Source organism: Rhizobium sp. TRM95796, assembly GCF_025779995.1.
Classification (GTDB): Bacteria; Pseudomonadota; Alphaproteobacteria; order Rhizobiales; family Rhizobiaceae; genus Rhizobium_E.
The window spans coordinates 88,471-115,172 of record NZ_JAOXHE010000001.1 but is presented as its reverse complement, the minus strand read 5'-3'; the positions used below and the strand labels follow the sequence as shown (position 1 = coordinate 115,172).

Sequence of the window (26,702 nt, the reverse complement as noted above, 5' to 3'; positions counted from 1 at the left end):
AAGGGGCTAAAGGATCATGGACACTTTTCTTTCGACCTATTTGTGGCCAGCGTTGATCATCGTAGGGCAATCGCTGCTCCTGCTGGTCTGCCTGCTCGTCTTCATCGCCTATGTTCTGCTCTATGACCGTAAGATCTGGGCGGCCGTTCAGCTGCGCCGTGGTCCTAACGTGGTGGGTCCCTGGGGACTTTTCCAGTCCTTCGCCGACCTTTTGAAATTCATGTTCAAGGAGCCGGTCATTCCGGCCGGCGCCAACAAGGGCGTCTTCCTGCTCGCCCCGCTGGTCGCCGTGACGCTCGCGCTCGCCACATGGGCGGTGATACCGGTCAACAACAACTGGGTGATCGCCAATATCAATGTCGGCATCCTGTTCGTGTTCGCGATTTCCTCGCTCGAAGTCTATGGCATCATCATGGGCGGCTGGGCGTCGAACTCGAAATATCCGTTCCTCGGCGCGTTGCGCTCGGCGGCGCAGATGGTGTCCTACGAAGTCTCCATGGGCTTCATCATCGTCACCGTTCTGCTCTGCGTCGGCTCGCTGAACCTGACCGACATCGTGGTCGCGCAGCAGGACGGCCTCGGCACTCGCCTCGGCCTGCCCAGCTCCTTCCTGGACTGGCATTGGCTGGCGCTGTTTCCGATGTTCATCATCTTCTTCATTTCGGCGCTCGCTGAAACCAACCGCCCGCCCTTCGATCTTCCCGAAGCGGAATCGGAGCTGGTCGCCGGCTTCATGGTGGAATACGGCTCCACGCCCTACATGATGTTCATGCTCGGCGAATATGCCGCCATCGTGCTGATGTGCGCGCTGACCACCATCCTGTTCCTCGGCGGCTGGCTGCCTCCTGTCGACTTCTGGCTGATCAACTGGGTGCCCGGCATCGTCTGGTTCCTGCTCAAGGTCATCTTGTGTTTCACGATGTTCGGCATGGTGAAGGCGATCGTTCCGCGCTACCGCTACGACCAGCTGATGCGCCTGGGCTGGAAAGTGTTCCTGCCGCTGTCGCTCGCCATGGTCGTCGTCACCGCCTTCGTCCTCAAGCTGACGGGTTGGGCATGATGTCGGCGGCAAAGTTTACTGGAAAAGGAGAATAGACGATGGCTGCTCTTTCCCAAGCTGTCAGCTCGCTGTTCCTGAAGGAATTCGTGAAGGCGCTCGGCCTCGCCTCGAGCTATTTCATCAAGCCGAAGGCGACGGTGAACTATCCGTTCGAAAAGGGTCCGGTCAGCCCGCGCTTTCGCGGCGAACACGCGCTGCGTCGTTATCCCAACGGTGAAGAGCGCTGCATCGCCTGCAAGCTGTGCGAGGCGATCTGTCCTGCCCAGGCCATCACCATCGAAGCCGGCCCGCGCCGTAACGACGGCACCCGCCGCACGGTGCGCTACGACATCGACATGGTGAAGTGCATTTACTGCGGCTTCTGCCAGGAGGCATGCCCGGTCGACGCGATCGTCGAGGGCCCGAATTTCGAATTCGCGACCGAAACGCGCGAAGAGCTTTATTACGACAAGGAAAAACTGCTCAACAACGGCGACCGGTGGGAGCGCGAAATCGCGGCGAACATCGCGATGGACGCGCCGTATCGCTGAGCGGGAACGACAAAACCCCCGGTCTCCGGGGGTTCATTCAATTGGGCCCGGAGAAACCGGGCGATATTCGGGGCAGGGGCTGGCTTTCGTCACGCTCCGGGGAAGAAAAAGGCGCCAAAATGGGTCTGCAGGCTCTGTTTTTCTATCTGTTCGCCTTCGTCGCTGTGGCGTCGGCATTCATGGTCATCTGGGCTAAAAACCCGGTTCATTCGGTTCTGTTTCTGATTTTGACATTCGTCAACGCGGCGGGTCTGTTCCTGCTGACCGGCGCCGAATATCTGGCCATGCTTCTGCTGGTCGTCTATGTCGGCGCGGTCGCGGTTCTGTTCCTCTTCGTGGTGATGATGCTCGACATCGATTTCACCAAGCTGAGGGCCAGCGCGCTGGAATATGCGCCGGTGGGCGTGTTGATCGGCCTGATCCTCGCGGCCGAACTGATCATCGTGATCGGCGGCAGCGTGTTTTCTCCGGAAGTCGCCAAGAATGTGTCGATGCCGATTCCGGCGGTGACGGAACGCCAGAACACCGCGGCGATCGGCGACGTGCTCTACACCCATTACGTCTTCTACTTCCAGCTCGCCGGCCTCGTGCTGCTGGTCGCGATGATCGGCGCCATCGTGCTGACCTTGAAGCATCGCACGGACATCAAGCGCCAGGACATTTCGCGTCAGGTGGCGCGCAAGCCGGAAACCGCAATCTCCGTGGTCAGCCCGAAGCCGGGCCAGGGCATCTGAGGGTAGGGGAAGGAAAGAAACATGGAAATCACCATCGGTCATTACCTCACCGTCAGCGCCATCCTGTTCATGCTCGGCGTGTTCGGCATCTTCCTGAACCGCAAGAACGTCATCATCATCCTGATGTCGGTCGAACTTATCCTGCTCGCGGTCAACATCAACATGGTGGCGTTTTCCACCTTCCTGAACGACATCACCGGTCAGGTTTTCGCATTGTTCATTCTGACCGTCGCGGCCGCGGAAGCCGCCATCGGTCTCGCAATTCTCGTCGTCTTCTATCGTAACCGGGGCACGATCGCGGTCGAAGACGTCAACATGATGAAGGGCTGAGAAGGCTATGATCATCTACAAACTCATTGTCTTCCTTCCGCTGTTGGGATCGCTGATCGCGGGGCTGGGGGGACCTGTGATCGGCGCCAAGGCGTCGGAATATGTGACCACCGGCCTCATGATGATCGTGGCGGCCCTGTCATGGATCGTCTTCTTCGACGTCGCGCTCGGCGAGACGCAGACCATCGTTCCGGTGCTGCGCTGGATCCAGTCCGGCGGCGTCGATGTCGAATGGGCGTTCCGGATCGACACGCTGACCGCCGTGATGTTCGTGGTCGTGAACTCGGTGTCCTGCCTCGTCCATCTCTACTCGATCGGCTACATGCATCACGATCCGCATCGGCCGCGCTTCTTCGCCTATCTGTCTCTGTTCACCTTCGCCATGCTGATGCTGGTGACGTCCGATAACCTGCTGCAGATGTTCTTCGGCTGGGAAGGCGTGGGTCTCGCATCCTATCTGCTGATCGGTTTCTGGTATAAGAAGCCCTCGGCCAGCGCCGCGGCGATGAAGGCGTTCATCGTCAACCGCGTCGGCGACTTCGGCTTCGCGCTCGGCATCTTCGGGATCTTCGTGCTGTTCGGCTCGATCAACTTCGACTCGATCTTCGCCGCCGCCGCCACCTATTTGCCGGCCGCCGCCGAACATGCCGCTGAAGGCGCCGCCGCCGCGACCGGCGAACACACCGCCGTCGCCGGCGACACGGTGCTCAACTTCCTGGGCATGCATCTCGACAAAGCCAGCGCGCTGACCGCCATCTGCCTGCTGCTCTTCATGGGCGCAATGGGCAAGTCCGCCCAGTTCCTGCTGCACACCTGGCTGCCGGACGCCATGGAAGGCCCGACGCCGGTGTCGGCGCTCATCCATGCCGCGACCATGGTCACCGCCGGCGTCTTCCTCGTCGCCCGCATGTCGCCGCTGTTCGAACTGTCGCACACCGCGCTGATGATCGTCACGCTGGTCGGCTCGATCACCGCCTTCTTCGCGGCCTCGGTCGGCCTGGTGCAGAACGACATCAAGCGCGTCATCGCATACTCGACCTGTTCGCAGCTCGGCTACATGTTTGTCGCGCTCGGCGTCGGCGCCTATGGCGCGGCCGTGTTCCACCTGTTCACGCACGCCTTCTTCAAGGCGCTGCTGTTCCTCTGCGCCGGTTCGGTCATCCATGCCGTCTCCGACGAGCAGGACATGCGCTACATGGGCGGGCTGCGCTCGCATATTCCGCGCACCTTCTGGATGATGATGATCGGCACGCTGGCCATCACCGGCGTCGGCATTCCCGGCACCCCGATCGGCTTCGCAGGCTTCTTCTCGAAGGACTCGATCATCGAGGCTACGTTTGCCGCGCACAGCCCGCTGTCCGGCTGGGCCTTCACGCTGCTGGTCATCGCCGCCTGCTTCACGAGCTTCTATTCGTGGCGCCTGATCTTCATGACTTTCTTCGGCAAGCCGCGCGCCTCGCACGACGTCATGCATCATGTGCATGAATCGCCGAACGTGATGCTGATCCCGCTCTATCTCCTCGCCATCGGCGCGGTGCTGGCCGGCGTGATCTTCCACGACCACTTCTTCGGCGAAGCCTATGCCGAATTCTGGAAGGGCGCGCTGTTCACGGCTCCCGGCAACGAAGTGCTCGAACACTTCCACCATGTGCCGCTGCTGGTGAAGTGGAGCTCGTTCATCGCCATGGCGCTCGGCTTCATCGTGGCCTGGATCATGTATATCCGCGCCCCCTGGATGCCGTCGTACCTCGCCCAGCAGCATGACGGTCTCTACAAGTTCCTGCTGAACAAGTGGTACTTCGACGAGCTATACGATCTGCTCTTCGTGCGTTCGTCGAAGTGGCTCGGCCGCTTCCTGTGGAAGCAGGGCGACGGAACCGTCATCGACGGCTTCGGGCCCAACGGCATCGCCGCCCGCGTGGTGGATGTCACCGGCCGCGTCGTTCGCCTGCAGACCGGTTTCCTTTATCAATACGCCTTCGTGATGCTGATCGGCATTGCCGCTCTGATAACCTGGATGATGCTCGGGAGTTCGTTCTAATGTCCGGTTGGCCCATTCTCTCCCTGGTCACCTTCCTGCCTCTGGTCGGCGTGGTCCTGTTGCTGCTGATGAGGGGCGACAGCGAGCCGGGGCGGCGCAACGTGCTGCTCATCTCGCTCGCCACCTCGGTCGTGACGTTCGTCGTCTCGCTGTTCATCTGGACGGGCTTCGACAATTCCAACCCCGGCTACCAGTTCGTCGAGAAGATGAACTGGTTGAACACCGGCATTTCCTACCATGTCGGCGTCGACGGCATTTCCATGCTGTTCGTGATCCTGTCGACCTTCCTGGTGCCCTTCTGCATCCTCGCCAGCTGGTATTCGGTGGAGAAGCGCATCAAGGAATACATGATCGCCTTCCTGCTGCTCGAAACGCTGATGATCGGCGTGTTCGTGGCGCTCGACATCGTGCTCTTCTACGTCTTCTTCGAAGGCGTGCTGATCCCGATGTTCATCATCATCGGCGTCTGGGGCGGCAAGGATCGCGTCTACGCCTCCTACAAGTTCTTCCTCTACACGCTGCTCGGTTCGGTGCTGATGCTGCTCGCCATCATGGCGATGTATTGGGACGCCGGCACGACGGACATCACGGTTCTGGCCGGCCACAAGTTCCCGGCCAATATGCAGACCTGGTTGTGGCTGGCCTTCTTTGCCTCGTTCGCGGTGAAGATGCCGATGTGGCCGGTTCACACCTGGCTGCCCGACGCGCACGTTCAGGCGCCGACGGCGGGTTCGGTCATTCTGGCCGGCGTCATGCTGAAGCTCGGCGGTTACGGCTTCCTCCGTTTCTCGCTGCCGATGTTCCCGCTGGCGTCCGACTATTTTGCGCCCTTCGTTTTCGCGCTGTCGGTCATCGCCATCATCTACACCTCGCTGGTGGCGATGATGCAGGAAGACATCAAGAAGCTGATCGCCTATTCGTCGGTCGCCCATATGGGTTACGTGACCATGGGCATCTTCGCGGCCAACACCCAGGGCGTGCAGGGCGCGATCTTCCAGATGCTCAGCCATGGCATCGTCTCCGGCGCGCTGTTCCTCTGCGTCGGCGTGGTCTATGACCGCATGCACACCCGCGACATCGACGCCTATGGCGGCCTGGTCAACAACATGCCGAAATATGCGGTGGCCTTCATGGTGTTCACCATGGCCAATGTCGGTCTGCCCGGCACCTCCGGCTTCGTCGGCGAATTCCTGACCCTGCTCGGCGCCTTCCGCGCCAACACCTGGGTCGCGCTCTTCGCCACCACCGGCGTCATCCTGTCGGCAGCCTATGCCCTCTGGCTCTATCGTCGGGTCGTCTGGGGCGCGCTCGAGAAGGAAAGCCTCAAGAAGCTTCTCGACCTGTCGCCGCGCGAACAGCTGATCCTCTATCCGATGATCGTGCTGACCATCTTCTTCGGCGTCTATCCCGCGCCGGTGTTCGACGCCACGGCCGCCTCGGTCGAGCTTCTCGTCAACAATTACTCTGCGGCTCTGGAGGCAGCGCACAGCGTTGCCGCCGCGGCCAACTGATCACAGGACCTTGCCCCAATGACGGCTGAAACCCTTCTCGCAAGTCTGACCATCACGACGCCGGAGTTGATCCTGGCGATCGGCGCGCTGGTTCTCCTGATGATCGGCGTTTTCGCGGGCGAAAAGTCCGCGAAGACTGTGACTTACCTCAGCGTGCTGCTGCTGCTCGGCGCGGCCGCGACCGTGGTGCTGCATCCGGCTGAAGGCGGAGCCTTTGGCGGCGTCTTCGTCGCCGACGGCTTCACCCGCTTCATGAAGACGCTGGCGCTCGGCGCTTCCGCCGTGGCCCTGTTCATGTCGGCCGGCCAGGCCAAGCTCGAGAATATCGACAAGTTCGAATTCCCGATCCTGGTGGTGCTGGCGACGCTCGGCATGACCATCATGATCTCGGCCAACGACCTGATCACCGTCTATATGGCGCTCGAACTGCAGTCGCTGGCGCTTTATGTGGTCGCCGCTCTCAACCGCGATTCCGCCCGCTCGACCGAAGCCGGCCTGAAGTATTTCGTGCTTGGCGCCCTGTCGTCGGGCATGATGCTCTACGGCATGTCGCTGGTCTACGGCTTCACCGGCCATACCGGTTTCGCCGACATCACCCAGGCGCTCACCGCCGAGACCCGGTCGATCGGCCTGGTGTTCGGCTTGGTCTTCGTGCTGGCCGGCGTCGCCTTCAAGATCTCGGCCGTTCCGTTCCATATGTGGACGCCCGACGTCTATGAAGGCGCGCCGACACCGGTCACCGCATTCTTCGCCGGCGCGCCGAAGGTGGCGGCCATGGCGGTGTTCATCCGCGTCGTGATGGACGCCTTCCAGCCGTTGATCGCCGATTGGCAGCAGATCATCGTCTTCATCTCCATCGCCTCGATGCTGCTCGGCTCCTTCGCCGCGATCGGCCAGAGCAACATCAAGCGCCTGATGGCCTATTCGTCGATCGGTCACATGGGTTACGCGCTGGTGGGCCTCGCGGCCGGCTCTCAGGAAGGCGTCACCGGCATCGTGCTCTATATGGCGATCTACGTCGTCATGACGCTCGGCGCCTTCGCGATCATCATGGCGATGCGGTCAAAGGACGGCAAGGCGCTGGAAAACATCTCCGATCTCTCGGGCCTTTCGAGCACCAGCCCTTTCATGGCGTTCGTCCTGACGGCGCTGATGTTCTCGCTGGCGGGCATTCCGCCGCTGGCCGGCTTCTTCGCCAAATATTTCGTGTTCCTGGCGGCGATCAAAGCGGGCCTCTACTGGCTGTCGGTGATCGGCGTTCTGGCTTCGGTGGTGGGCGCCTATTATTATCTCCGCATCGTCAAGGTGATGTGGTTCGATGCGCCGGCGGCTGAAATGGCCCGCGCGCCCGGCGCCCTCAAGCTGGTCTATGGCCTGTCGGGCCTGCTGGTGATCGGCTACATCGTCGTCGGCGGCCCGATCGGCGCCGCGGCGGAAGCGGCAGCGGCCGCGCTGTTTTGATGGTCGCCAGCAACAAGTCCGCCATCGCCCGGTTTCGTCATGAAGCGCTGGGCGATGTCGGATCCACCAATACCTTATGTCTGGAGCGGGCGCGGGCAGGAGATCCGGGCCCGCTTTGGCTTACGGCGCGCCGTCAGCTGAGCGGTCGCGGCCGTCGGGGACGCACCTGGATTTCCGAGCCCGGAAATCTCTATGCCTCTTTGCTGCTCACCGATCCTGCCGCGCCGGAAGCGCTCGGCTCGCTGCCGATCGCGGTGGCGTTGGCCCTTCATCGCGCCGTCGCTTCGGTCGGTCCGTGGCTCGGCGACAGGCTGCGGATCAAATGGCCGAACGATCTGCTGATCGATGGCGCAAAAATTTCCGGAATTCTCATCGAGGCCGAGCAGCTGGCGGATGGCCGCCGCGCCGTGGTGATCGGCTGTGGCGTCAATGTTACCCATAAACCCGAAAATCCCCTCTATCCGGCCATGACGCTGGCCGAGGCCGGTGTGTCGACCTCCGCCGACGATCTCTTCGCGCATCTGTTCGAGGAGATGGCGCTCGTGCTTTCCGAATGGGACGCGGGACGGGGCGTGGCGAGCGTGGTGGAAGCCTGGAAAGAGCGGCTGGCGGGTCTGGGGGCGGCTATTACGGTGAACCTTCCTGACCGGTCGATTTCCGGCGTTTTTTCCGCTATAGATCTCGACGGATATTTGCATCTCAAGACGGCGGATGGCGCCGTTCTTCGTATCGCCTCGGGCGATGTTTTCTTTTCATGATGAAAGACTGTGAGTGACGATGGCCGACAAGGATGAACTTGTGTTCCTGCCGCTGGGCGGCGTGGGCGAAATCGGGATGAACCTGGCGCTTTACGGCTATGGACCGCGGCACAAACGCCAATGGATCATGGTCGATTGCGGCGTGTCTTTCGCCGGTCCCGATCTGCCGGGCGCCGAACTGATCCTGCCCGATATCCGCTTCATCGAGGAAGAGAAGCAGAATCTGAAAGCAATCTTCATCACGCATGCGCATGAGGACCACTACGGCGCCGTTCGCGATCTCTGGCCGCGCCTCAAGGCGCCGCTCTATGTGTCGCCCTTCACGGAAGGCCTGCTCGAAGCCAAGGGCGACTACGACAAAGCCGATCCCATCCCCGTGCAGATGCTTTTGCCGGGCCGGCAGATCAACGTCGGTCCGTTTACGGTCGAGCCGGTCAACGTGGCGCACTCCATTCCGGAAGCCATGTCGCTGATCATCCGCACGCCGCTCGGCAATGTCGTGCATACCGGCGACTGGAAGATCGACCCCGAGCCGTCGCTCGGCAAGCCCACCGACGATGCGCGTTTCCGCGAAATCGGCGAGGAGGGGGTCCTGGCGCTGATCTGCGATTCGACCAACGCCCAGCGCGAAGGCGTGTCTCCCTCCGAACTCGACGTGTCGCGCGGCCTGGAAGAGATCATCACCAAGGCGGAAGGCCGGGTGGCGATCACCACCTTCTCGTCGAATGTCGGGCGGATCAAGTCGATCGCCATGGCTGCCGAGAAGGCCGGCCGCGAGGTCTTGCTGCTGGGTTCCTCCATGCGGCGGGTAACGGACGTCGCCAAGCAACTGCACATGCTCGACGACATCAAGCCTTTCGTGGCCGAAGACGAATTCGGCTATCTGCCGCGCCAGAACGCCGTGGTGATCCTCACCGGCAGCCAGGGCGAGGCGAGGGCGGCTCTGGCCAAGATCGCCCGCGACGAGATGCGCAATATCGGCTTCACCAAGGGAGACACATTCGTCTTCTCCTCGCGCGCCATTCCCGGAAACGAGAAAGCCATTCTCGACATCAAGAATGCGCTGATCGATCAAGGCATGATCGTGCTCACCGACGCCGACGGTCTCGTGCACGTCTCGGGCCATCCCCGCCGCAGCGAGCTCAAGCAGATGTATGACTGGGTGAAGCCGCAGATCCTGGTGCCGGTGCATGGCGAGGCGGCGCATCTGCGCGCCCATGCCGATCTCGGTCGCCAATGCGGCATCCCGGAAGTCGCCGAAGTCCGCAATGGCGGTATCTTGAGGCTTGCTCCGGGACCGGCGGAAATCATCGACGAAGCGCCGTTCGGCCGCATCTTCAAGGACGGCAATCTGATCGGCGATTTCGACGAGATGGGCATCGGCGATCGCCGCAAGCTCTCTTACGTCGGCCATGTCGCGGTCAATGTGCTGCTCGACGGACGCTACGACTTCATCGACGATCCCGATGTCTCCGCTTTCGGTTTGCCGGCTTTCGACGAGGCGGGCGACGAGATGGAAGACATTCTCTATGACGCCGTGCTCGGCGCCGTGGAGAGCATTCCGCGCGTCAAGCGCAAGGATCTCGACATGGTCAAGGAGGCGGTCCGTCGCTCGGTCCGGGCTGCGGCAAATCAGGTCTGGGGCAAAAAACCCATTGTGACCGTCTTCGTCACGCGGATACAATAAGGCCAAAGGGGCGTCATTCGCCCCATTCAATCGATCTGTGATCTCGGTCCGTCGCCTTCTCGGCGGCGGCCGCGTGCTGGGAGACGGCCATGAACATCGTTTCAATTATCGCTGAATACTTCATCTGCTGGTGGATCACGCTGTTCATCGTGTTGCCGATCGGACTGAGGACCCAAGCCGATGAAAAGACCGTGATCAACGGCACGATCTCGAGCGCGCCGGCCAAGTTCCGTCCGTTCCGGGTATTCGTCGGCACGACGGCGCTGGCCGCGATCATCTATGCCTGCTGGTTCATCGCCACGCGGGTCTTTGGACTGAACGCCCTGTCGATCCCTCGCATCGTTCCCGACTTCCATTGACCAGCATGACGCAACGTTGGTTGACGTTGCGTGACGGGATTCTGCCCGGCCTTGGCTCGTAAATGATGCTTCGCCAGGACGCCTCACGCTTTCCGGTCGGATCCGCTGATTTTACGGCTGCTGCGCCATTCTGACACATCCCGAATATAAGCGTCGGGTTTCCTATCTGGGACTTTTGCGCCGCGCGGCCCATTGGCGTCCAAGCTGCGCGATCGACGGCGCGAAGAAGGCCATTTCGCCGCAAAATTAGTCATATTTATTTGAAAGCGATCTTCCGCCGTCGTCGAAACACCGAAAGCATGTCCGAAAACGAGAAGCAGCCGCAGCGCAGGCAAAAAAAAACAAGGCTTAACGCCTTGTTTTTAGGTAGTTTCGCGTGATCTTCAACCCAATTAAGGGGGCAGCGGGTTAACGCGCCTCAGATCCCATCCTCCCAAGACTTAACCGCGAAGTTTGGCAAGGATTTGATCCCCTTGCCTCTTTTATGACCGGAAACTAGCCCAAAGATTAATCGTTGTCATCACCTTTTTTGCAAAAATGCGACAAGCGTCGAAAAAAAATACGTTGACAGGAAAATAACGGCTTCCGTAGCGTGAGGGTCATAATCTTGTCGTAATGAGTCGAATTTTTGGCCGCCGCGCATCCTGGCGCGCGCTGCATCGACGCACCGGGCGCCAGGAGGCGGCCCTGTAGAGGCCGTGCGCTTTCCCCCTTTCGCAGACATGGCTTTCAGAGGGGAATTCTCCGGCTCCGGGTTTCTTTCTTGCTGCGAACTGGTTAAAGAAACAGCGGAAAATTGCTGTCTTTGCCGCGATTCCGATCAGGGTCGCCGAAATTCCGGATCACACCATGCGCCTTAGCCGTTACTTCCTGCCCATCCTCAAGGAAAATCCCAAGGAAGCGGAAATCGTTTCCCACCGCCTGATGCTGCGGGCCGGCATGATCCGCCAGCAGAGCCAGGGCATCTACAGCTGGCTGCCGCTGGGCAAGCGGGTGCTGGACAAGGTCAACAGGATCATCCGCGAAGAGCAGAACCGCGCCGGCGCCATCGAGCTATTGATGCCGACCCTTCAGTCGGCCGAGCTCTGGCAGGAGAGCGGGCGCTACGACGCCTATGGCAAGGAGATGCTGCGCATCAAGGACCGCCAGGACCGCCAGATGCTCTATGGTCCGACGAACGAGGAAATGATCACCGAGATCTTCCGCTCCTATGTGAAGTCCTACAAGGACCTGCCGCTCAATCTCTATCACATCCAGCTGAAATTCCGTGACGAAGTGCGTCCGCGCTTCGGCACCATGCGCTCGCGCGAATTCCTGATGAAGGACGCCTATTCCTTCGATCTGGACCGCGACGGCGCCATTCATTCCTACAACAAGATGTTCGCCGCCTATCTTCGGACCTTTGATCGCCTCGGCCTGCGCGCAATCCCCATGCGCGCCGACACCGGCCCGATCGGCGGCAATCACAGCCATGAATTCATCATCCTGGCCGACACCGGCGAATCCGAAGTCTATTGCCACAAGGATTTCGTCGATTTCGACATTCCGGCCGAGGACACCGATTTCGACAGCGTCGACGGTCTCAAGGCGATTTTCGACAAGTGGACCTCGCGCTACGCGGCGACCTCGGAAATGCATGACGAAGCCGCCTTCGACGCCATTCCGGAAGGCGAGCGCCTGTCGGCCCGCGGCATCGAAGTGGGCCATATCTTCTATTTCGGAACCAAGTATTCCGACAGCATGAACGCCGCCGTCCAGGGGCCGGACGGCAAGCAGCACAATGTCCATATGGGCTCCTACGGCATCGGCCCGACGCGCCTTGTTCCGGCCATCATCGAAGCCTCCCATGACGAAGCGGGAATCATCTGGCCGAAGTCGGTGGCGCCCTTCGACGTGGCGGTGATCAACATGAAGGCGGGCGATGCGGCCTGCGACACCGCTTCCGAAGGCATCTACGCTGCTCTGACTAAGGCCGGCTTCGATGTGATCTACGACGACACCGACGATCGGGCCGGCGCGAAATTCGCGACCGCCGACCTCATCGGCGTGCCGACGCAGATCATCGCCGGCCCGCGCGGCGTCGCCGCCGGCGAGGTCGAGATCAAGGATCGCAAGACCGGCGCGCGGGAAACCATGACCATCGAGGCAGCGATCAACAAGCTGACTTCGGGCAACTGAACGGGGACGACATGACCGACAGAACGGGCGCTCAGGATGGCGCGAGCTCGCGAGCGTCTTCGCGGCCTTTCTCAGCCTATGAGCGCCTGGTGGCGTGGCGCTATCTGCGCCCGCGCCGCAAGGAGGCGTTCATCTCGGTGATCGCCGGCTTTTCCTTCGTCGGCATCATGCTCGGCGTGGCGGCGCTCATCATCGTCATGGCGGTGATGAACGGCTTCCGCACCGAGCTAATCACCCGCATCCTCGGCATCAACGGCCATATGGTGATCGAGGCGGCCGACGGGCCTCTCGACAATTACGCCGAGATCACCGCCAATGTGTCCAAGCTCCCCGGCGTCAAATTCGCCATTCCGTTCATCGACGGTCAGACGCTCGCGTCGGGCAAGGGCGGAGCGGGCACCGGCACCATCGTGCGCGGCGTGCGCGCCGACGATCTGACCAAATTGAAGATGGTTTCGGACAACATCAAGGCCGGAGACCTCGTCGGTTTCGCGGCGGGGCAGGGCGTTGCGATCGGCAGTCGGCTAGCGACGCAGCTGGGATTGCAGGTGGGCGACCAGATCACGCTGATTTCGCCCGAAGGCGATGTGACGCCGCTCGGCGTCAGCCCGCGCGTCAAAAGCTACCGGGTCGACGCGGTTTTCGAGATCGGCATGTCGGAATATGACGGTTCCATCGTCTTCATGCCGTTCGACGAAGCGCAGCTCTATTTCAACGCCGACGGCATCGCCAAATCCATCGAGGTCTTCGTCGATCACCCGGACAAGATCGACGATCTGATTCCGAAGGTCGAGGACGCCGCCGGCCGGCAGATTTTCCTGACCGACTGGCGCGACCGCAACCGCACCTTCTTTTCGGCGCTGAATGTCGAACGCAACGTGATGTTCATGATCTTGACGCTGATCGTGCTGGTGGCGGCGCTCAACATCATCTCCGGCCTGATCATGCTGGTGAAGGACAAGGGCAGCGACATCGCCATCCTGCGCACCATGGGCGCGACATCGGGCGCGGTGATGCGGATCTTCTTCATGACCGGCGCTGCGATCGGCGTGACCGGCACATTCGCCGGCTTCGTGCTCGGCAGTCTCGTCTGTTTCAACATCGAGCGGATCAAGGAGTTCTTCTCCTGGATCGCCGGCACCGACGTCTTCAATCCCGAGCTTTATTTCCTCAGCCAGTTGCCGGCGGAAATGAATGTCAGTGAGACGATCTCGGTCATGATCATGGCGCTGACCCTGTCGTTCCTCGCCACCATCTTCCCGGCCTGGAGGGCGTCGAAGATCGATCCCGTTCAGGCGTTGCGCTACGAATAAGGCCAGATATGACCGAAATACTCAAGCTCGCCGCCGTTTCGCGCCATTACGGGGAAGAAGAGACGCGGCTCGACATTCTGAAAGACGCCGATTTCGTGATGCGTCCCGGCGAAATGATCGGTCTGGTCGCCCCGTCGGGCACCGGAAAGTCGACGCTGCTGCATCTCGCAGGCCTGCTGGAGCGCCCCGACGGCGGCGAGGTCATCGTCAACGGCCGGTCCTGCGGCAATCTTTCCGACGCGGAGCGCACCGATATCAGGCGCTCCGACATCGGCTTCGTCTATCAGTTTCATCATCTGTTGCCGGAGTTTTCCGCGCTCGAAAATGTGATGATGCCGCAGATGATCGGCGGCCTCGCGCCTAAAGAGGCGGCCGAAAGGGCAGGGCAATTGCTCGACTATATGCGCATCGGCCATCGCGCGACCCACCGTCCGGCTGAACTCTCCGGCGGCGAACAGCAGCGCGTCGCCATCGCGCGCGCTGTGGCCAATGCGCCGCTGGTGCTGCTTGCCGACGAGCCGACGGGCAATCTCGACCCTCACACCGCATCCTATGTCTTCGACGCGCTGGAGGCCCTCGTCCGGCAATCAGGCCTGTCGGCGCTGATCGCCACGCATAACCACGAACTGGCGTCGCGCATGGATCGTCGCGTCACCATCGACGGCGGCAGGATCGTCGAGCTCTGATCATTTCAAGGTGAAACGCTGCTCGACATCGGTCTTGTTGCCGGAGGCGAGGTCGGTGAAGGTGTATTTCAGCACATAGGCGCCGGCCGGCGCCTGGGATACGTCCAGCGTCAGCGGGGTGAAGATCTCGAACAGCGGCTCGACCGAGGTGATCGAGAAGTTGCCGAACGATTTCTGCTCGGCGAGCAGTTCGCCTTCCGGGCTCCGCAATTCGAAATCGACCGTAAATCGAGCCTGCACCCTGCCGTCATCGGAGTTCTTCCATGCCAGCCCGATCGGCTCGACATAGGAGATCAGGGTGGCCCCGACGGAAAACTCATTCGTCTTGACGCGCTTGTAGGCCCCGAACATCAGCGGTTTCTCGTTGACGAAAAACGCCTTGCGGATATCGAACGGGATCTTCGCCTGGGCCGCAGCCATGGCGGAGCGCATCTTCTCGAAGGCGGGGCGGCCGCCCTCGGGTTTGGCGAGTTCATCCTCGGCCTGTTTGGCGAGGTCCGCCATCTGACCAGCCGCGACGATCGAAGGCGCTGCGAGCGCGAGGAGCGATGCCAGGAGAACAGGTATCCGCATACGGCGTCCTTTCGGATGAAGGTGCTTCAGCGCTCAGTTTATAAGCGATTCGCTTGTTTCGTCTGCCGCGAAGGCAGGGCGAGCGTCTTTTCTACCCAGGCGGCGATGACGTCCGTCACCACGCCGTTGGTGGCGGGCGAGAGAGCGTCGCCGGCGAGCACGTGCAAATAGGGATCCCCGACTGCCTGGATCTCGATCAGCGCGCTCGGCCCGCCCCACCGCGCCTGAGCGTCGCGCACGAGATGCGGACGGATGACGCGATCGTCCGGCGAGACCAGAAAGAGCGCCGGCGTGGCGATCTCGCTGAGATCGACGGCTCGGGCCTGTTTGACGCTTTCGGCCATCGGCAGCAGAGCGGCCGTCGGATAATCCGAGGTCCAACTTGCGGCATGACCCGGCGTTGCCGGCTCGAAGCCCCGCCGCGCACCGAGAACCATATACGCCAGTCGTCGCGCCCAGGGTCCCTCGAGAAGAAATGCGCCGGCCGCCTGTACGCCGTAATTGGGCGAGACGAATACGACTGCGGCGATCCTCTCCCGAATATCGGGGCGTGCGAGCAGGATGGTCACCAGCGACGCGCCGGTCGAGGTCGCCATGATCACCACCTTGCGGCCCAGACGCTCGCCGATCGCCAGGGCCTCCGCCGTATCATTGAGCCAGTCCTGCAGGCTCGGTTCGGCCATGGCGTCGCGATCGGCGCGGCCGTGTCCGGCGAGGCGCGTCAGGAACAGGTTTGCGCCGAGACGCTTCGAAAGATCGTCCGGCACGGGCCGCATCTCGCCGGCCGACGCCGAAAAACCGTGAATATAGACGAGCGAGACGGGCGTTTCATGCCCCTCGAAGCTGTTCAGCCAGACGATCTGTTTGGCGAGACCGGCCCGGATGTCGGCATAACGCGATTCTCGCGCCGCGAGCCAATCGTCGAGATCGGCGCCGATTTCGTCGGCGTTGAACGTGACGGTCAGATCGGCGGGCTCGCGAGGCCCGAGTGCATAGACGATGCCGGCAGCCGCTGCGAGCGCGACGATCACCCATAACAGGATCATGATATGCCCTCCGCGGCTTGTGTTGCGGCTCCGCATTTCGGCTTCCCCCTCGCCGGACGCTGTGCTACATCGCCACCATGACCGGATTTCTCGATAAAATCAAAAGCCTGTTTTCTTCCTCCGCCGCCGGCGAACCGGCCAGCCAGAAGGAAACCGCCCAGACCATTCATGATTGCCGCGTTGTCGCGACGCCGCGCAAGGAAGGCGCGCAATATCGCCTGGCCGGCCGGATCGAAAAAGTGGTGAATGGCGAGACGTTGACACGCAACTTCGTGCGCGCCGACCTGTTCAGCAGTGAAAGCGACGTGCTCGAGATCACCTTCCGCAAGGCGACGCAGATCATCGAACAGAACGGCCCGACGCTCTGGTCGGACGGAGCCAAGGACCGCCAAGTCTGATATTTATCTGATCGACGGCGAGGGCGCAGTCACGAGGCCGCGCCCTTTTCCATGTCACGTTTTCATCGACGCCAACTGGCGGAAGGCGTTTTCAAACACCTCGACACTTTGCGCGCCGGTCACCACATACTGGTCATCGATCACGAAGCAGGGCACGCCGGAGACTCCCATGCGTTGGGCGGCGGCGATCTCGTCCTTCACCGTGTCGACATCGATATCGGAGGCCAGCTTCTCCGCTGTCGCGCCTCGGTCCATGCCCGACTTCTCGGCGATATCCAGCAGCACGGCGTGATCCCCGACATTCTCGCCCTCGACGAAGTTGGCGGTGAACAGCGCCTTCGACACTGCGTTCTGCACCGTCTCCCCGGAGGCTGCCGCCCAATGGATAAGCCTGTGCGCGTCCAGCGTGTTCGGAAATATCCTGGCCTTTTCAAACGCGAACGGCAGGCCGATCTCATTGCCCAACTGTGTCAGCATCTGATGGCCCCGTTTGACAGCTTCGGGGCCGCCGATCTTGCGGGCGAGGTAATCGAAAGTATCCAGGCCCTCGGCCGGCGCGTTTGGCTCGAGTTGATAAGGTTTCCAGGCGATCGTCGCAGTCAGCACATCCTTGACGCGGTCGAGCGCCAGCGCCAGCCGCGCCTGTCCGAGATAGCACCAAGGGCAGACGACATCCGAGATGATGTCGATTTTCACGGTCGTTTTGGTCATTTCCGAGCTCTTTCGTCCCACCAGGTGGAAAACTGGACGCCGTAGAGAGACAGCGTCGCGGGGTGATCGATGTGTTTCCAACGCGCCACCCGCTGTTCCGGCGAATGGAAGAGTGGGATGGCGTAATATTGTGACAGCAGCAGCCGGTCGAAAGCGCGGACGGCGGCCTTGAATCCTTCGTCGGTGCGGGCGGCGAGGATGACGCCGATCATCCGATCGATATCCGGGTCACCCGCGCCGGCGGCATTGTCCGATCCCTGAATGTCGCGAGAGGCCGAGGCCCAACGGGTTTCCTGTTCCAGCCCCGGCGACAGCGTGGCGGCATAGGTGCGGAAGATCATGTCGAAATCGAAGCGCTGCGTGCGCTCCTGATACTGCGCATCCTCCACCGTGCGGATGGTGACCGCGATGCCGAGAGCGCTGAGCGTGCGCTGATAGGCGATGGCGATGCGCTCCTGATCGAGGCTCTGCGACAGAATCTCGAAGGCGAACGGCTTGCCGTCGCGACCTACCATCCTGCCGCCATCGATATGATAGCCGGCTTCCCTCAGAAGCGCGAAGGCCTGTTTGAGGATCTTTCGATCGCGTCCCGATCCGTCGGATACGGGCAGGCGGAAGGATCCGTCCAGCAGCGAGGGCTCCACCTTGGCGCTAGCAGGTCCGAGCAGGTCGAGTTCGCGCGGGCTGGCGGGTACACCAAGGCTGGACAGGTCGGAATTTTGCCAGAAGCTCTCCGTTCGGCGATAGGCTTTCTCAAACAGACTGCGATTGAGCCATTCGAAATCGAAGGCGAGGGTAAGCGCCTTTCTCACCCGGAGATCGGCGAAAACGGGCCTGCGCGTGTTGAAGGTCATCGCCAGCGTATTGGCGGGCAGGCGCGGCTGGAAGACTTCCTTGATCACGTCTCCGCGCTGAACGGCGGGAAAATTATAGGCCAGGTCCCAGTTCTTCGGCGAGCCCTCGCTATAGACGTCGATCAGGCCCTTCTTGAAGGCTTCGAAGAGAGTGTTTTCCTGCAGATAATATTCGATGGAGATCTCGTCGAAATTGTCGAAGCCGATCTTGGCGGGAATATCCTTGCCCCAATAGTTCGGGTCGCGCTTGTAGACGATGCGTTCGCCCGGCCGGATATCCTTGACCAGATAGGGGCCCGAGCCCAGTTGCGGCGTCAGCGTGGTCTGGTCGAAGCCCTCCACCTTTGTGGCGTGCCTGGGCAGCACCGGCGACAACGCCAGCAAGAGAGGAAATTCGCGATCCGCCTCGGGCTTGAAGCTGAAACGCACGGAGCGGTCGCCGATCTTCTCCATCTTCTCGACGAGTTTCAGGCGGGTCGAGAAAGGCGGGCGTCCCTTGTCCCGCAGCAGTTCGAAAGTGAAAATCACGTCCTCGGGCGTAACGGGCCGGCCGTCCGACCAATGCGCCTTCGGATTGAGATTGAACTGAATGAAGGTCCTGTCCTCGTCCATCTCCACCGTTTCGGCCAGCAAGCCATACATGGTGAAGGGCTCGTCGCGAGACCGCGCCATCAGCGATTCGACCACCAGATTGCCGAGCTCCGGATCCCACATGCCCCGCGCGGTGGTGCGCTTGCCCTTGAGGATGAAGGAATTGAGATTGTTGAACGTGCCGACGACGCCGAAGGTGAGCTTGCCGCCCTTGGGGGCGTCCGGATTGGCGTAGGGAAAATGGGCGTAATCTGCCGGCAGCGCCGGTGCGCCATGCATGGCGACGCCATGCAGGGGCTGCGCCGCGGCCGCGAGCGGCATGAGCGAGAGGAGAGCGATGAGAAGCGTCTTGAACACGACTTGTTCCTTTGCGTCGACGGGCGGCGCCGGATGAATCACGCCAGACAGTACAAATTGTGACGCGCGACTTCAACGAATGAGCCGCAACGTGAAAATATTCACCTGCCGCATAGCAAGAAATACTGGATATCTGCGATTGGCCGATGTAACAGGAGCCCATGCGGGGCGGGTCATGCATTCGCCTCATTTGGTCGGCAGGAGGGGCGCGGCTCAAGCGGCCCGCGTTGCCGCCGAGGAGATCTTCCAAGAGACGGGAAAGCAAAATGACATCCAAGTTCAAATCCGTTGTCGGCGCGCTGATCGCAGGCGCTACTTTCGCAACGACGCTGATCGCGACCCCGATGACGGCGTCGGCGCAGCAGGCGACGCCGCAAGGCTGGTTCAAGGTGTGCGACAAGCAGGGCGACTCGGATGTTTGTTCGGTCCGCAACATCATCGCGGCCAATACCGGACAGCTGATCACCGCGGTGGCGTTGGTGACCGTGTCGGGCAAAGTGAACCGCAAGTTCATGCAGGTCTCGGTTCCGCCCGCGCGTCTCATCCCCCCCGGCGTGTTGATGCAGATCGACGGCGGCAAAGGCCAGAAGCTCGATTACGGCATCTGCATGCCCGATCTCTGCATTGCCGAAATGCCGCTGACCGACGCCGTTATCGCCAGCCTCAAGAAGGGCAATGAAGTGGTGTTCACCTCGGTGAACTTCCAGCGCGCGCCCAACCCGATCAAGATGACGCTGTCGGGTTTCACCGGCGTGTTCGACGGCCCTGCCATGGAACAGTCCAAGCTGCAGGAAACCCAGCGTAAGCTGCAGGAAGAAATGCAGAAGAAGGCCGAGGAAGCCCGCAAGAAGCTGGAAGACGCCCAGAAGGCCGCGACCCAGCAGTAAGCCTTCAAGCGCTCGACAAAACAAAAACCCGGGATGCGGCGCGCATCCCGGGTTTTTTCGTATTTCGGGCCGTGATTTTCGGCGCGCCGACCCAGACGCGCCGATTTGCAGCCTGTCAGGCGGGAATCTTCAGGCCCTTCTGGCTGGCGGGGCGCGCCATGCAGCGCTCGTACCAGGCCATCATCGCCGGGAAGCTGTCCATTTCCAGGACGTCCTTGCCGCCATAATAGAAGTCGGCGCACCAGATCCAGGGGAAGGTGGTGATGTCCGCGATCGTGTAATCGTCGCCCATGATGAACTGACGATCCTGCAGCCGCGCATCGAGCACGCTCATCAGCCGCTTGGCCTCGTCGCGATAGCGCTCCATGGGATAGGAATTGTTGGCGACCTTGTCGGCGGCGAATTTGTAGAAATGGCCGAACTGGCCGAACATCGGCCCGACCCCGCCCATCTGGAACATCACCCAGCACAGCGTCTCATACCGCGCCGCCGGGTCCTTGGGCAGCAACTTGCCGGTCTTTTCCGCCAGATACATCAGGATCGCGCCGGATTCAAACAGGCCGATCGGTTGGCCGTCCGGACCATCGGGATCGATCAGCGCCGGGATGCGTCCATTCGGATTGAGCGACACGAATTCCGGGCTCTTCTGGGCGTTGCTGGAGAAGTCGACCTTGTGCGGCTCGTAAGCCAGGCCGAGTTCTTCGAGGGCGATCGATACTTTGACGCCGTTCGGCGTGGGCAGCGAATAAAGCTGGATCACGGAGGGATCGGCCGGGGGCCATTTTGCGGTGATCGGGAAGGAAGACAAGGAAGCCATGGAAAGGTCCTGACAGGTTGGCGCGCCGGAGGCGCAGGCGTTGTGAGAGCGGCGCGACTGCGCAAACGCACGCCCCGATGTAGGAGGTCATGCCGAAAGCGCAACGGCTGCGCGGTCAATAAGGTCGGAAATTTTCGGTCATTGCGCCCGAGGCGTCCGGATCGCCGTCCGGAGGCCGGCGGCGCCCTTCCCACAAATCCGCGTGGAAAGGACGCTGCCGGGTCGCCATGAGGGTTTGGCTGGCAAACAAAAGGGACAATGCCTGCGCCAACCCGCCCATGAATAATGCCGACCAAACGGCGCGAATTACAATACCCGCGCGCTTGTCAAGTGAAAACATAGTAAATTTGTGGATCGTCAATGTCCTAACACGCCGAGCCGCTCGGCGATCAGGCGCCGCTGCGCGCATGTCTGGCCGTCCGGTTGGGCGTCGGGCGCTGTGATGCGCGCCAGCTTGAGGCGGAACCGACGGCGCGCCTCGGCCGTAAGGTCCCACATCTGCTCGTCGATCGCCCGCCGCACCGCCAGCATGTCCAGATCATAGCCGCATCGATAGGCGCCGCCGATGCCGAGCGCGAGATCATGAACGTAGCGAAGTTCTTCCTGTCCCTTGTCGGCGACGGCGTGGGAAACCAGGAACAAAGCGGCCACACCGGCGCTCGCGCCTGTCAAAAACAGGGACATCATGGGCAAAGCCTGGGTTTGCGATGCGGACCGCGACTGGCGAAAAATGGGACGCGACCGGTGTCCGCCGCCCGGTCGCGTCCGACAGCCCCACAGACGCCGCGGGAGGAGAACGGCGCATGCCCCTGTCTGATCTCAACCTAGCTGATTTGCGCCGACGATTTTTGAGTTGTATCAAAAATCGGCGCTATGTTTTCGCGGGAGGGGCCGCCATGAGACCGGATGAGAACCGTTGCAGATGACCGAGGAAAGCCCTGACCGCCGGATTGGATCGCCGGCTTTGCGGCCAGACCGCCGTGATCGTGTCCCGCCTGACCGAATACGCCTCGAGCACCGGCACGAGTTCGCCACGGGCGACATGCGGCGCCGCGGCGAAAGATGCGCAGACGCCGATGCCGCCTCCCGCAACCAGCGCCGCGATCAGCGCTTCACTGGCGTCGACGACGATAGCGGACGGCGGCGCCATGTCGATTTCTCGCTCGCCGATCCGGAACGGCCAGCGGAACAACTGGCCGCTGCTCTGAAACCGGAGGGACACGGTGTCGTGGGCGTGGACGTCGTCCGGGTGGCCGGGGACGCCGCGTTCGGCCAGATAGGCGGGCGAGGCGAAGCAGCCGAGCACATGGGGCGTCAACCGGCGTGACAAAAGCCGGGAATCGGGGAGATCCCCGAGCCGGACCGCGATGTCGATTCCATCCTCGACGAGATCGACGAACCGGTCGCTCAGTCTGAGATCGACCTGCACTCGTGGAAAGCGCCGCCGAAAGGATGGCAGGGACGGCGCGAGAACGTGGATGCCGATCGGCAAGGACGCAGCGACCTTCAGGACGCCCGAGGGCTCCGCGCGCGCCTGGATCACCGATTGCTCGATCTCGTCGACGGCGCGCAACAAAACCAACGCCCGCTCGTGCAGATCGCGGCCCTCCGGCGTCAGCGTCAGGGCGCGGGTGGTCCGCGTCAGCAGGGTGACGCCCAGCGTGGTCTCGAGCCGCTGAACGCTCTTGCTGACGGCGGAAGCGGACACCGACAGCGAGCGGGCCGCGGCGGTGAAGCTGCCCAACGAGGCGACGCGCGCAAAGGCGACCAGACCCGTAAGGCGATCGAGCGATATTTGTTCCATCATGGAAAGAGTAAAGCGAATTCGGCGTGCATTATCAAGCGCGGGGTGATCAGCCATATGGAAGCATCAGCAAGATCCGATGGAGATAAAGATGACGATCACGACGATGAAAGCCGTCAGGCTGCACGCTTTCGGCGGACCCGATGCGCTGCGCTACGAAGACGCGCCGCTGCCCGCACTCGCCGCCGGCGAGATCCTCGTGCGGGTCCATGCGGTCGGCCTGAACCCGCCGGACTGGTATCTGCGCGACGGCTACGGCGCGCTGCCGCCGGAATGGCGCCCCAATCCGACATTTCCGCTCATTCCCGGTTCGGATGTCTCGGGCGAGGTGGCCGCAGTCGCCGAGGACGTCACCGCTTTCGCGGTCGGCGATCTCGTTCATGCGATGGTTCGCTTTCCGGCCAGCGCCTTTTCGGGCGGCGCCGCCTATGCCCAGTTCGTGAGCGCGCCGGCGTCGGATTTCGCCCCTAAGCCCGCCAACATCGATCATGTTCACGCCGCGGCCGCTCCCATGTCGTTGCTGACGGCCTGGCAGTTTCTCATCGATCTCGGCCATCGCGAAGCCAACCCGTTCCAGGATTTCCCGCACAGCCCCCCGGAACTCGACGGCAAGACGGTGCTGATCAACGGCGCGGGAGGAGGCGTGGGACATCTCGCCGTGCAACTGGCGAAATGGAGGGGGGCGCGCATCGTCGCCGTTGCCTCGGGACGACATGAACGTCTCATGCAGGATCTGCGCGTCGACGAATTCATCGACTACACCACATCGTCGCTTGATCGTCTGGCGGGCGACGTCGATATCGTCCTCGACACGGTGGGCGGCGCAGGCGCCGGCCGCTTCATTCCGATCCTCAAACGCGGCGGCATGCTGATGCCCGTCTATCCGCTCGGCTTCGACGGGGCCGATGACGCGGAGAGGGCCGGAATCACCGTATCCACGACGCAAGTGCGCTCGCATGGCGGTCAATTGGCTGAGGCCGGCCGCCTGCTGCAGGACGGAACGGTCCGCGTCGTGATCGACAGCCTGTTCCCGCTCGCCGACGCGTCGCGGGCTCATGAGCGCGCCGAAAAAGGCGGCATCCAGGGCAAGATCGTTCTGACCGTCGATTGATCCCCTCTACATTCGCAGCGCGGTGCAGCCGCCCTTACGGAAGGACAGCAATATGTTGATGGTGACCGGAACCGTCCGGCTAATGGACGGAGATGCAACGGCCTTCGCCGCCGATCTCGACAGCTTGGCATCGGCGGCCCGCCGGCGGCCGGGCAATCTATTCTTCTCCGTGGAAGTTCACGACGGAGACGTCGCGGGCTTCCGCGTCGTCGAACTCTGGCGCGACCAGCCGTCGCTGTCGGGCCATCTAGCGGCGCGCGACACAGCCGATTTCATAAAACGTTGGGGCAAAAAGATGATCGCCGACATCCGAAAATACGATGTCGTCAACCAAAGGATGTTGATCGATCGTCAAGACTGATCGGGATTGCGTTCCAGACAGGAGTGTTCTGGCGGATGGGGTGGGATTCGAACCCACGGTACGGTTTCCCGTACGCCGGTTTTCAAGACCGGTTCCTTAAACCGCTCGGACACCCATCCAACTGATTGAATTGGTTTGGTTTTCCTCGTGTTAGGAAAGTCCAGAAATTCGGCTTTGCTACCGATTTGCTACCAATTCACTCGCGCGTGGACTGTTTAGCAGCTTTAATGGCGGCGTCAACCTGTTCAGCGGCGTTCGCCTGCATCCCTGGCATGACATGCGAATAGAGATCGAGGGTGATCCCGATGGTAGAATGACCGAGCCTTTCACTTGCGATTTTCGGATGAACGCCGGCGGCCAAGAGCTGTGTCGCATGCGAGTGGCGGAGATCATGAAAACGGATCGGGGGCAGGGAGGTTTTTGCCAACAACCGGGTCCATTCATGAGTGAGTGATACGGGTTTAAGTGGCTTTCCATCGATCTGGGCGATAATAAACGAGTCGTCGTTGGGCCGAACTCCAAGCTTTAACTGCTCTTCCGCCTGGGCGAGCCTGTGCCTCTTCAAGTCGTCTAGGACTGTGGATGACAGGGCGACAGTGCGCGCTTTACCGGATTTCGTCTCTTTGTATCTGACTTCCGTTCCAACCTGTTCAGCGCTTTGTCGAACGGAAAGAACGCCGTTCGAGAGATCAACGTCGCGCCATCTTAGCGCAAGTATTTCTCCACGACGAAGGCCACATAGAGCCGCTAGGAGCGCAGCCATATAGATGCGGCTATTGCGTAGCTCATCGAGCAAAATCGCCGTTTGAGTGGCGTTGTAAGCGTCCATCTTGGAGCGCTCTACCTTCGGCGGTCTGGTCAGCGCTACAGGGTTCTTTTTCAGCAGATCCCATTTCACGGCCTGATCCATGGCAGTCAGCATCACCCGGCGGCAATGGTGAACTGTACGGGGCGAAAGTCCGCCCTTTCCGTTCCGTCTACCACTCTCAAGCAGTTGCCCCCATGCGGCATCGATCTTCGCCGCTGACAGCTTGTTTAGGGTGATGGAGCCAAGCACGGGCGCGACGTTCTTCAGGAGAAGTTCTTCGTAACGTTGGTGCGTTTTTGGTGACACGTTCGCCTTCTCATGCGCCAGCCATCGAACGAAATATTCCCGCACCGTCGTCTTTGCTGGCTCAACATAATGACCGCCGTCTAACTCGGTTATCAGTCGAGCGCATTCCGTCTCCGCTTGACGCTTTGTTCCCTTGAAGGTGTGCCACTTGCGGCGGCGCTTGCCTGTCTCTGGATCTGGCACGTCCAGCACAATAGCCCATGTCCCGGGTGAGCGTTCTCGTATGTGGCCCTTCATTGCTCCCTCCTTTTCAGGCTCTTTGTCCATTCAAGAAGTTTCTGAAATGGATTTTTGCTGGGACTAGACTGCTGCCGAGCTTCAACTGCTGCATCAACGAAGAACTCAAGGATTTGAAGATCGCGCTTCGCCACAGCGTCATGAATTTTATAAGCAGCTTCGATGGCTTCTTTCGCCAAATTCAAAGCTTCCTCTTTGGTCATTTCACGTAGATCGGTGTCGTCCGCTTTTCCGGTGGATGAATACTTTGCGACCGTCTCCTCAAGAGAACCCTGAATATCATATATCCGGTTAGTGTATTCCTCGTTGTATTCAACGAACTCCCTGAGTCCATTGTGCAAGTTCAACCCTATGGCCGCCAGCCTACGAACTGCTTCAGACTTAGAGCGGATGCGATTTTCCCACGCCCACTCATCAATTGCTTTCATCTCGGAGGGCGAAATAAACATGTTGAACCGTTCGGATTTCGGCTCATCGTTCTCAGGCCGTCCCGTCATATCATTCTCCGTGCATAAATGTGACAACCTACGTAGCTTGCGTAGATTTTTGTTGCAAGCGTTTTCCTCTGTGCTATCTTATCCTCTGTAAGCTACGTAGGTTCATAGGAGATAAAGATGACGCTAGAAGATGCTCTCTCAAGGCCAACAATTCCGGTCACGGATGCTGGCTTGCTGTTTTTCGGACTTGCCCGGAATGCGGCTTACGAAGCGGCTAAGCGCGGTGACATAGAAACTATCAGGATCGGCGGTCGTATTGTCGTACCAGTCGCTCCGCTTGCCGCCAAACTCGGTCTTAAGGCGAAGTTCGGAGGTGCGGCTTGAGCGCACTTATCGACAAGCGGCTTTTCCTCGAAAACTCTCCATACGAGAGCGATGCGGGGGAGTTGATCGGGAAAGACCCGCGTCAAATTCTACTGGCCGAAATTCGGCTGCTGGAACACCCGGAAAGCCCATTGAAGGCGATCCGGTCCAAGTGCCTGGATTGCAGCGGAGCCAATGCCGCTGAAATCCGGAAATGCACTGCTTTCAAATGTGCGCTTTGGCCGATGCGTATGGGCGGCAACCCATTCCATGCGTCGAGCGCATCAGCAAAACGGGAAGCGGCGAATTGCGCCACCTCCAACGAAAACGGCCCGGCAGAGGCGGCAACCTCTCCGGACCATGGCTCAAACAATTCCAAGCAAGGAAACTGAA

General features: G+C 61.0%; 28 protein-coding genes and 1 tRNA gene. 19 read left to right on the top strand and 10 right to left on the bottom strand.

All coding sequences use genetic code 11. The annotated features are described in order from the left end of the window. The first annotated feature begins 16 nt into the window (after positions 1-16). The 13 genes from nuoH (at position 17) to OCK01_RS00530 (ending at position 14,648) form a co-directional block, all read left to right on the top strand. The gene (gene nuoH, locus OCK01_RS00590; protein WP_182826267.1) at positions 17-1,060 is read left to right on the top strand and encodes an NADH-quinone oxidoreductase subunit NuoH; all 1,044 of its coding nucleotides are present in this window, start codon (positions 17-19) and stop codon (positions 1,058-1,060) included. Positions 1,061-1,098: 38 nt separating this feature from the next. Further along, positions 1,099-1,590, top strand: a complete 492-nt coding sequence (gene nuoI / locus OCK01_RS00585) for an NADH-quinone oxidoreductase subunit NuoI (RefSeq protein WP_263822253.1) — start codon at positions 1,099-1,101, stop codon at positions 1,588-1,590. Positions 1,591-1,709: 119 nt separating this feature from the next. Further along, a complete protein-coding gene (locus tag OCK01_RS00580; RefSeq protein ID WP_182826268.1) occupies positions 1,710-2,324 on the top strand; it encodes an NADH-quinone oxidoreductase subunit J in 615 nt (204 codons plus the stop codon). A gap of 21 nt (positions 2,325-2,345) precedes the next feature. Next, positions 2,346-2,654 carry an NADH-quinone oxidoreductase subunit NuoK gene (nuoK, locus tag OCK01_RS00575; RefSeq protein WP_137153656.1) on the top strand — a complete coding sequence of 103 codons (309 nt, stop codon included), beginning with the start codon at positions 2,346-2,348 and terminating at the stop codon, positions 2,652-2,654. A 7-nt stretch (positions 2,655-2,661) separates the two neighbouring features. Continuing rightward, positions 2,662-4,695: an NADH-quinone oxidoreductase subunit L gene (nuoL, locus tag OCK01_RS00570; protein ID WP_263822252.1), complete on the top strand. Its 2,034-nt coding sequence runs from the start codon at positions 2,662-2,664 to the stop codon at positions 4,693-4,695. Continuing rightward, positions 4,695-6,206, top strand: coding sequence for an NADH-quinone oxidoreductase subunit M (locus OCK01_RS00565; RefSeq protein WP_263822251.1), 1,512 nt, complete (start codon positions 4,695-4,697; stop codon positions 6,204-6,206). Before nuoL ends, OCK01_RS00565 begins: the two co-directional genes overlap by 1 nt. A gap of 18 nt (positions 6,207-6,224) precedes the next feature. Continuing rightward, positions 6,225-7,667 (top strand): NADH-quinone oxidoreductase subunit NuoN, encoded by a 1,443-nt coding sequence (nuoN, locus tag OCK01_RS00560; RefSeq protein WP_263822250.1) that lies wholly within the window; start codon positions 6,225-6,227, stop codon positions 7,665-7,667. Continuing rightward, positions 7,667-8,425, top strand: a complete 759-nt coding sequence (locus tag OCK01_RS00555) for a biotin--[acetyl-CoA-carboxylase] ligase (protein ID WP_263822249.1) — start codon at positions 7,667-7,669, stop codon at positions 8,423-8,425. The genes nuoN and OCK01_RS00555 overlap by 1 nt, the downstream gene beginning before the upstream one ends. A 19-nt stretch (positions 8,426-8,444) precedes the next feature. Further along, positions 8,445-10,112 carry a ribonuclease J gene (locus tag OCK01_RS00550; RefSeq protein ID WP_263822248.1) on the top strand — a complete coding sequence of 556 codons (1,668 nt, stop codon included), beginning with the start codon at positions 8,445-8,447 and terminating at the stop codon, positions 10,110-10,112. A gap of 89 nt (positions 10,113-10,201) precedes the next feature. Next, a complete protein-coding gene (locus tag OCK01_RS00545; RefSeq protein WP_263822247.1) occupies positions 10,202-10,471 on the top strand; it encodes a DUF1467 family protein in 270 nt (89 codons plus the stop codon). Between the two features lie 849 nt (positions 10,472-11,320). After that, positions 11,321-12,649 (top strand): proline--tRNA ligase, encoded by a 1,329-nt coding sequence (gene proS, locus OCK01_RS00540; protein WP_263822246.1) that lies wholly within the window; start codon positions 11,321-11,323, stop codon positions 12,647-12,649. Between the two features lie 11 nt (positions 12,650-12,660). Continuing rightward, positions 12,661-13,962 (top strand): lipoprotein-releasing ABC transporter permease subunit, encoded by a 1,302-nt coding sequence (locus OCK01_RS00535; RefSeq protein WP_182826273.1) that lies wholly within the window; start codon positions 12,661-12,663, stop codon positions 13,960-13,962. 8 nt (positions 13,963-13,970) lie between these two features. Continuing rightward, positions 13,971-14,648, top strand: a complete 678-nt coding sequence (locus OCK01_RS00530) for an ABC transporter ATP-binding protein (RefSeq protein ID WP_263822245.1) — start codon at positions 13,971-13,973, stop codon at positions 14,646-14,648. On the opposite strand, the gene OCK01_RS00525 is transcribed toward OCK01_RS00530, so the two are convergent. Further along, a complete protein-coding gene (locus OCK01_RS00525; RefSeq protein ID WP_182826275.1) occupies positions 14,649-15,221 on the bottom strand; it encodes a hypothetical protein in 573 nt (190 codons plus the stop codon). 38 nt (positions 15,222-15,259) lie between these two features. Beyond that, positions 15,260-16,267: an alpha/beta hydrolase gene (locus OCK01_RS00520; protein ID WP_263822244.1), complete on the bottom strand. Its 1,008-nt coding sequence runs from the start codon at positions 16,265-16,267 to the stop codon at positions 15,260-15,262. Between the two features lie 77 nt (positions 16,268-16,344). Between OCK01_RS00520 and OCK01_RS00515 the strand changes: the two genes are divergently transcribed. Beyond that, the gene (locus tag OCK01_RS00515; protein ID WP_263822243.1) at positions 16,345-16,665 is read left to right on the top strand and encodes an HlyU family transcriptional regulator; all 321 of its coding nucleotides are present in this window, start codon (positions 16,345-16,347) and stop codon (positions 16,663-16,665) included. 54 nt (positions 16,666-16,719) lie between these two features. On the opposite strand, the gene OCK01_RS00510 is transcribed toward OCK01_RS00515, so the two are convergent. Together OCK01_RS00510 and OCK01_RS00505 are read right to left on the bottom strand one after the other, a co-directional pair. Beyond that, entirely contained in the window at positions 16,720-17,376 is a 657-nt protein-coding gene (locus OCK01_RS00510) for a DsbA family oxidoreductase (protein WP_263822242.1), read from the bottom strand. Next, the gene (locus tag OCK01_RS00505) at positions 17,373-19,178 is read right to left on the bottom strand and encodes an extracellular solute-binding protein (protein WP_263822241.1); all 1,806 of its coding nucleotides are present in this window, start codon (positions 19,176-19,178) and stop codon (positions 17,373-17,375) included. The genes OCK01_RS00510 and OCK01_RS00505 overlap by 4 nt, the downstream gene beginning before the upstream one ends. Before the next feature lie 266 nt (positions 19,179-19,444). Here OCK01_RS00505 and OCK01_RS00500 point away from each other — a divergent pair, with 266 nt between their 5' ends. Beyond that, a complete protein-coding gene (locus OCK01_RS00500) occupies positions 19,445-20,065 on the top strand; it encodes an invasion associated locus B family protein (RefSeq protein WP_263822240.1) in 621 nt (206 codons plus the stop codon). A gap of 115 nt (positions 20,066-20,180) precedes the next feature. Here OCK01_RS00500 and OCK01_RS00495 read toward each other — a convergent pair whose 3' ends face one another. The 3 genes from OCK01_RS00495 to OCK01_RS00485 form a co-directional block, all read right to left on the bottom strand. Continuing rightward, positions 20,181-20,882: a glutathione binding-like protein gene (locus tag OCK01_RS00495; RefSeq protein WP_263822239.1), complete on the bottom strand. Its 702-nt coding sequence runs from the start codon at positions 20,880-20,882 to the stop codon at positions 20,181-20,183. A gap of 357 nt (positions 20,883-21,239) precedes the next feature. Next, positions 21,240-21,569 carry a hypothetical protein gene (locus OCK01_RS00490; protein WP_263822238.1) on the bottom strand — a complete coding sequence of 110 codons (330 nt, stop codon included), beginning with the start codon at positions 21,567-21,569 and terminating at the stop codon, positions 21,240-21,242. A gap of 184 nt (positions 21,570-21,753) precedes the next feature. Continuing rightward, positions 21,754-22,689 carry a LysR family transcriptional regulator gene (locus tag OCK01_RS00485; RefSeq protein WP_263822237.1) on the bottom strand — a complete coding sequence of 312 codons (936 nt, stop codon included), beginning with the start codon at positions 22,687-22,689 and terminating at the stop codon, positions 21,754-21,756. A gap of 88 nt (positions 22,690-22,777) precedes the next feature. On the opposite strand from OCK01_RS00485, the gene OCK01_RS00480 reads away from it, so the two are divergent. Both OCK01_RS00480 and OCK01_RS00475 read left to right on the top strand, forming a co-directional pair. Continuing rightward, positions 22,778-23,797, top strand: a complete 1,020-nt coding sequence (locus OCK01_RS00480; RefSeq protein WP_263822236.1) for an NADP-dependent oxidoreductase — start codon at positions 22,778-22,780, stop codon at positions 23,795-23,797. A 52-nt stretch (positions 23,798-23,849) separates the two neighbouring features. Further along, positions 23,850-24,158 (top strand): putative quinol monooxygenase, encoded by a 309-nt coding sequence (locus tag OCK01_RS00475; protein WP_263822235.1) that lies wholly within the window; start codon positions 23,850-23,852, stop codon positions 24,156-24,158. A gap of 29 nt (positions 24,159-24,187) precedes the next feature. Here OCK01_RS00475 and OCK01_RS00470 read toward each other — a convergent pair. The 3 genes from OCK01_RS00470 to OCK01_RS00460 form a co-directional block, all read right to left on the bottom strand. After that, positions 24,188-24,277, bottom strand: a tRNA-Ser gene (locus tag OCK01_RS00470). 77 nt (positions 24,278-24,354) lie between these two features. Continuing rightward, entirely contained in the window at positions 24,355-25,509 is a 1,155-nt protein-coding gene (locus tag OCK01_RS00465) for a site-specific integrase (RefSeq protein WP_263822234.1), read from the bottom strand. Continuing rightward, positions 25,506-26,006 (bottom strand): hypothetical protein, encoded by a 501-nt coding sequence (locus OCK01_RS00460; protein WP_263822233.1) that lies wholly within the window; start codon positions 26,004-26,006, stop codon positions 25,506-25,508. The genes OCK01_RS00465 and OCK01_RS00460 overlap by 4 nt, the downstream gene beginning before the upstream one ends. A gap of 117 nt (positions 26,007-26,123) precedes the next feature. Here OCK01_RS00460 and OCK01_RS00455 point away from each other — a divergent pair, with 117 nt between their 5' ends. Together OCK01_RS00455 and OCK01_RS00450 are read left to right on the top strand one after the other, a co-directional pair. Further along, complete coding sequence (locus OCK01_RS00455) at positions 26,124-26,330, top strand: DNA-binding protein (RefSeq protein ID WP_263822232.1); 207 nt, start codon at positions 26,124-26,126, stop codon at positions 26,328-26,330. Further along, on the top strand, positions 26,327-26,701 hold the full coding sequence (locus OCK01_RS00450) for a hypothetical protein (protein ID WP_263822231.1): 375 nt from the start codon (positions 26,327-26,329) through the stop codon (positions 26,699-26,701). The genes OCK01_RS00455 and OCK01_RS00450 overlap by 4 nt, the downstream gene beginning before the upstream one ends. Position 26,702 lies beyond the last annotated feature (1 nt).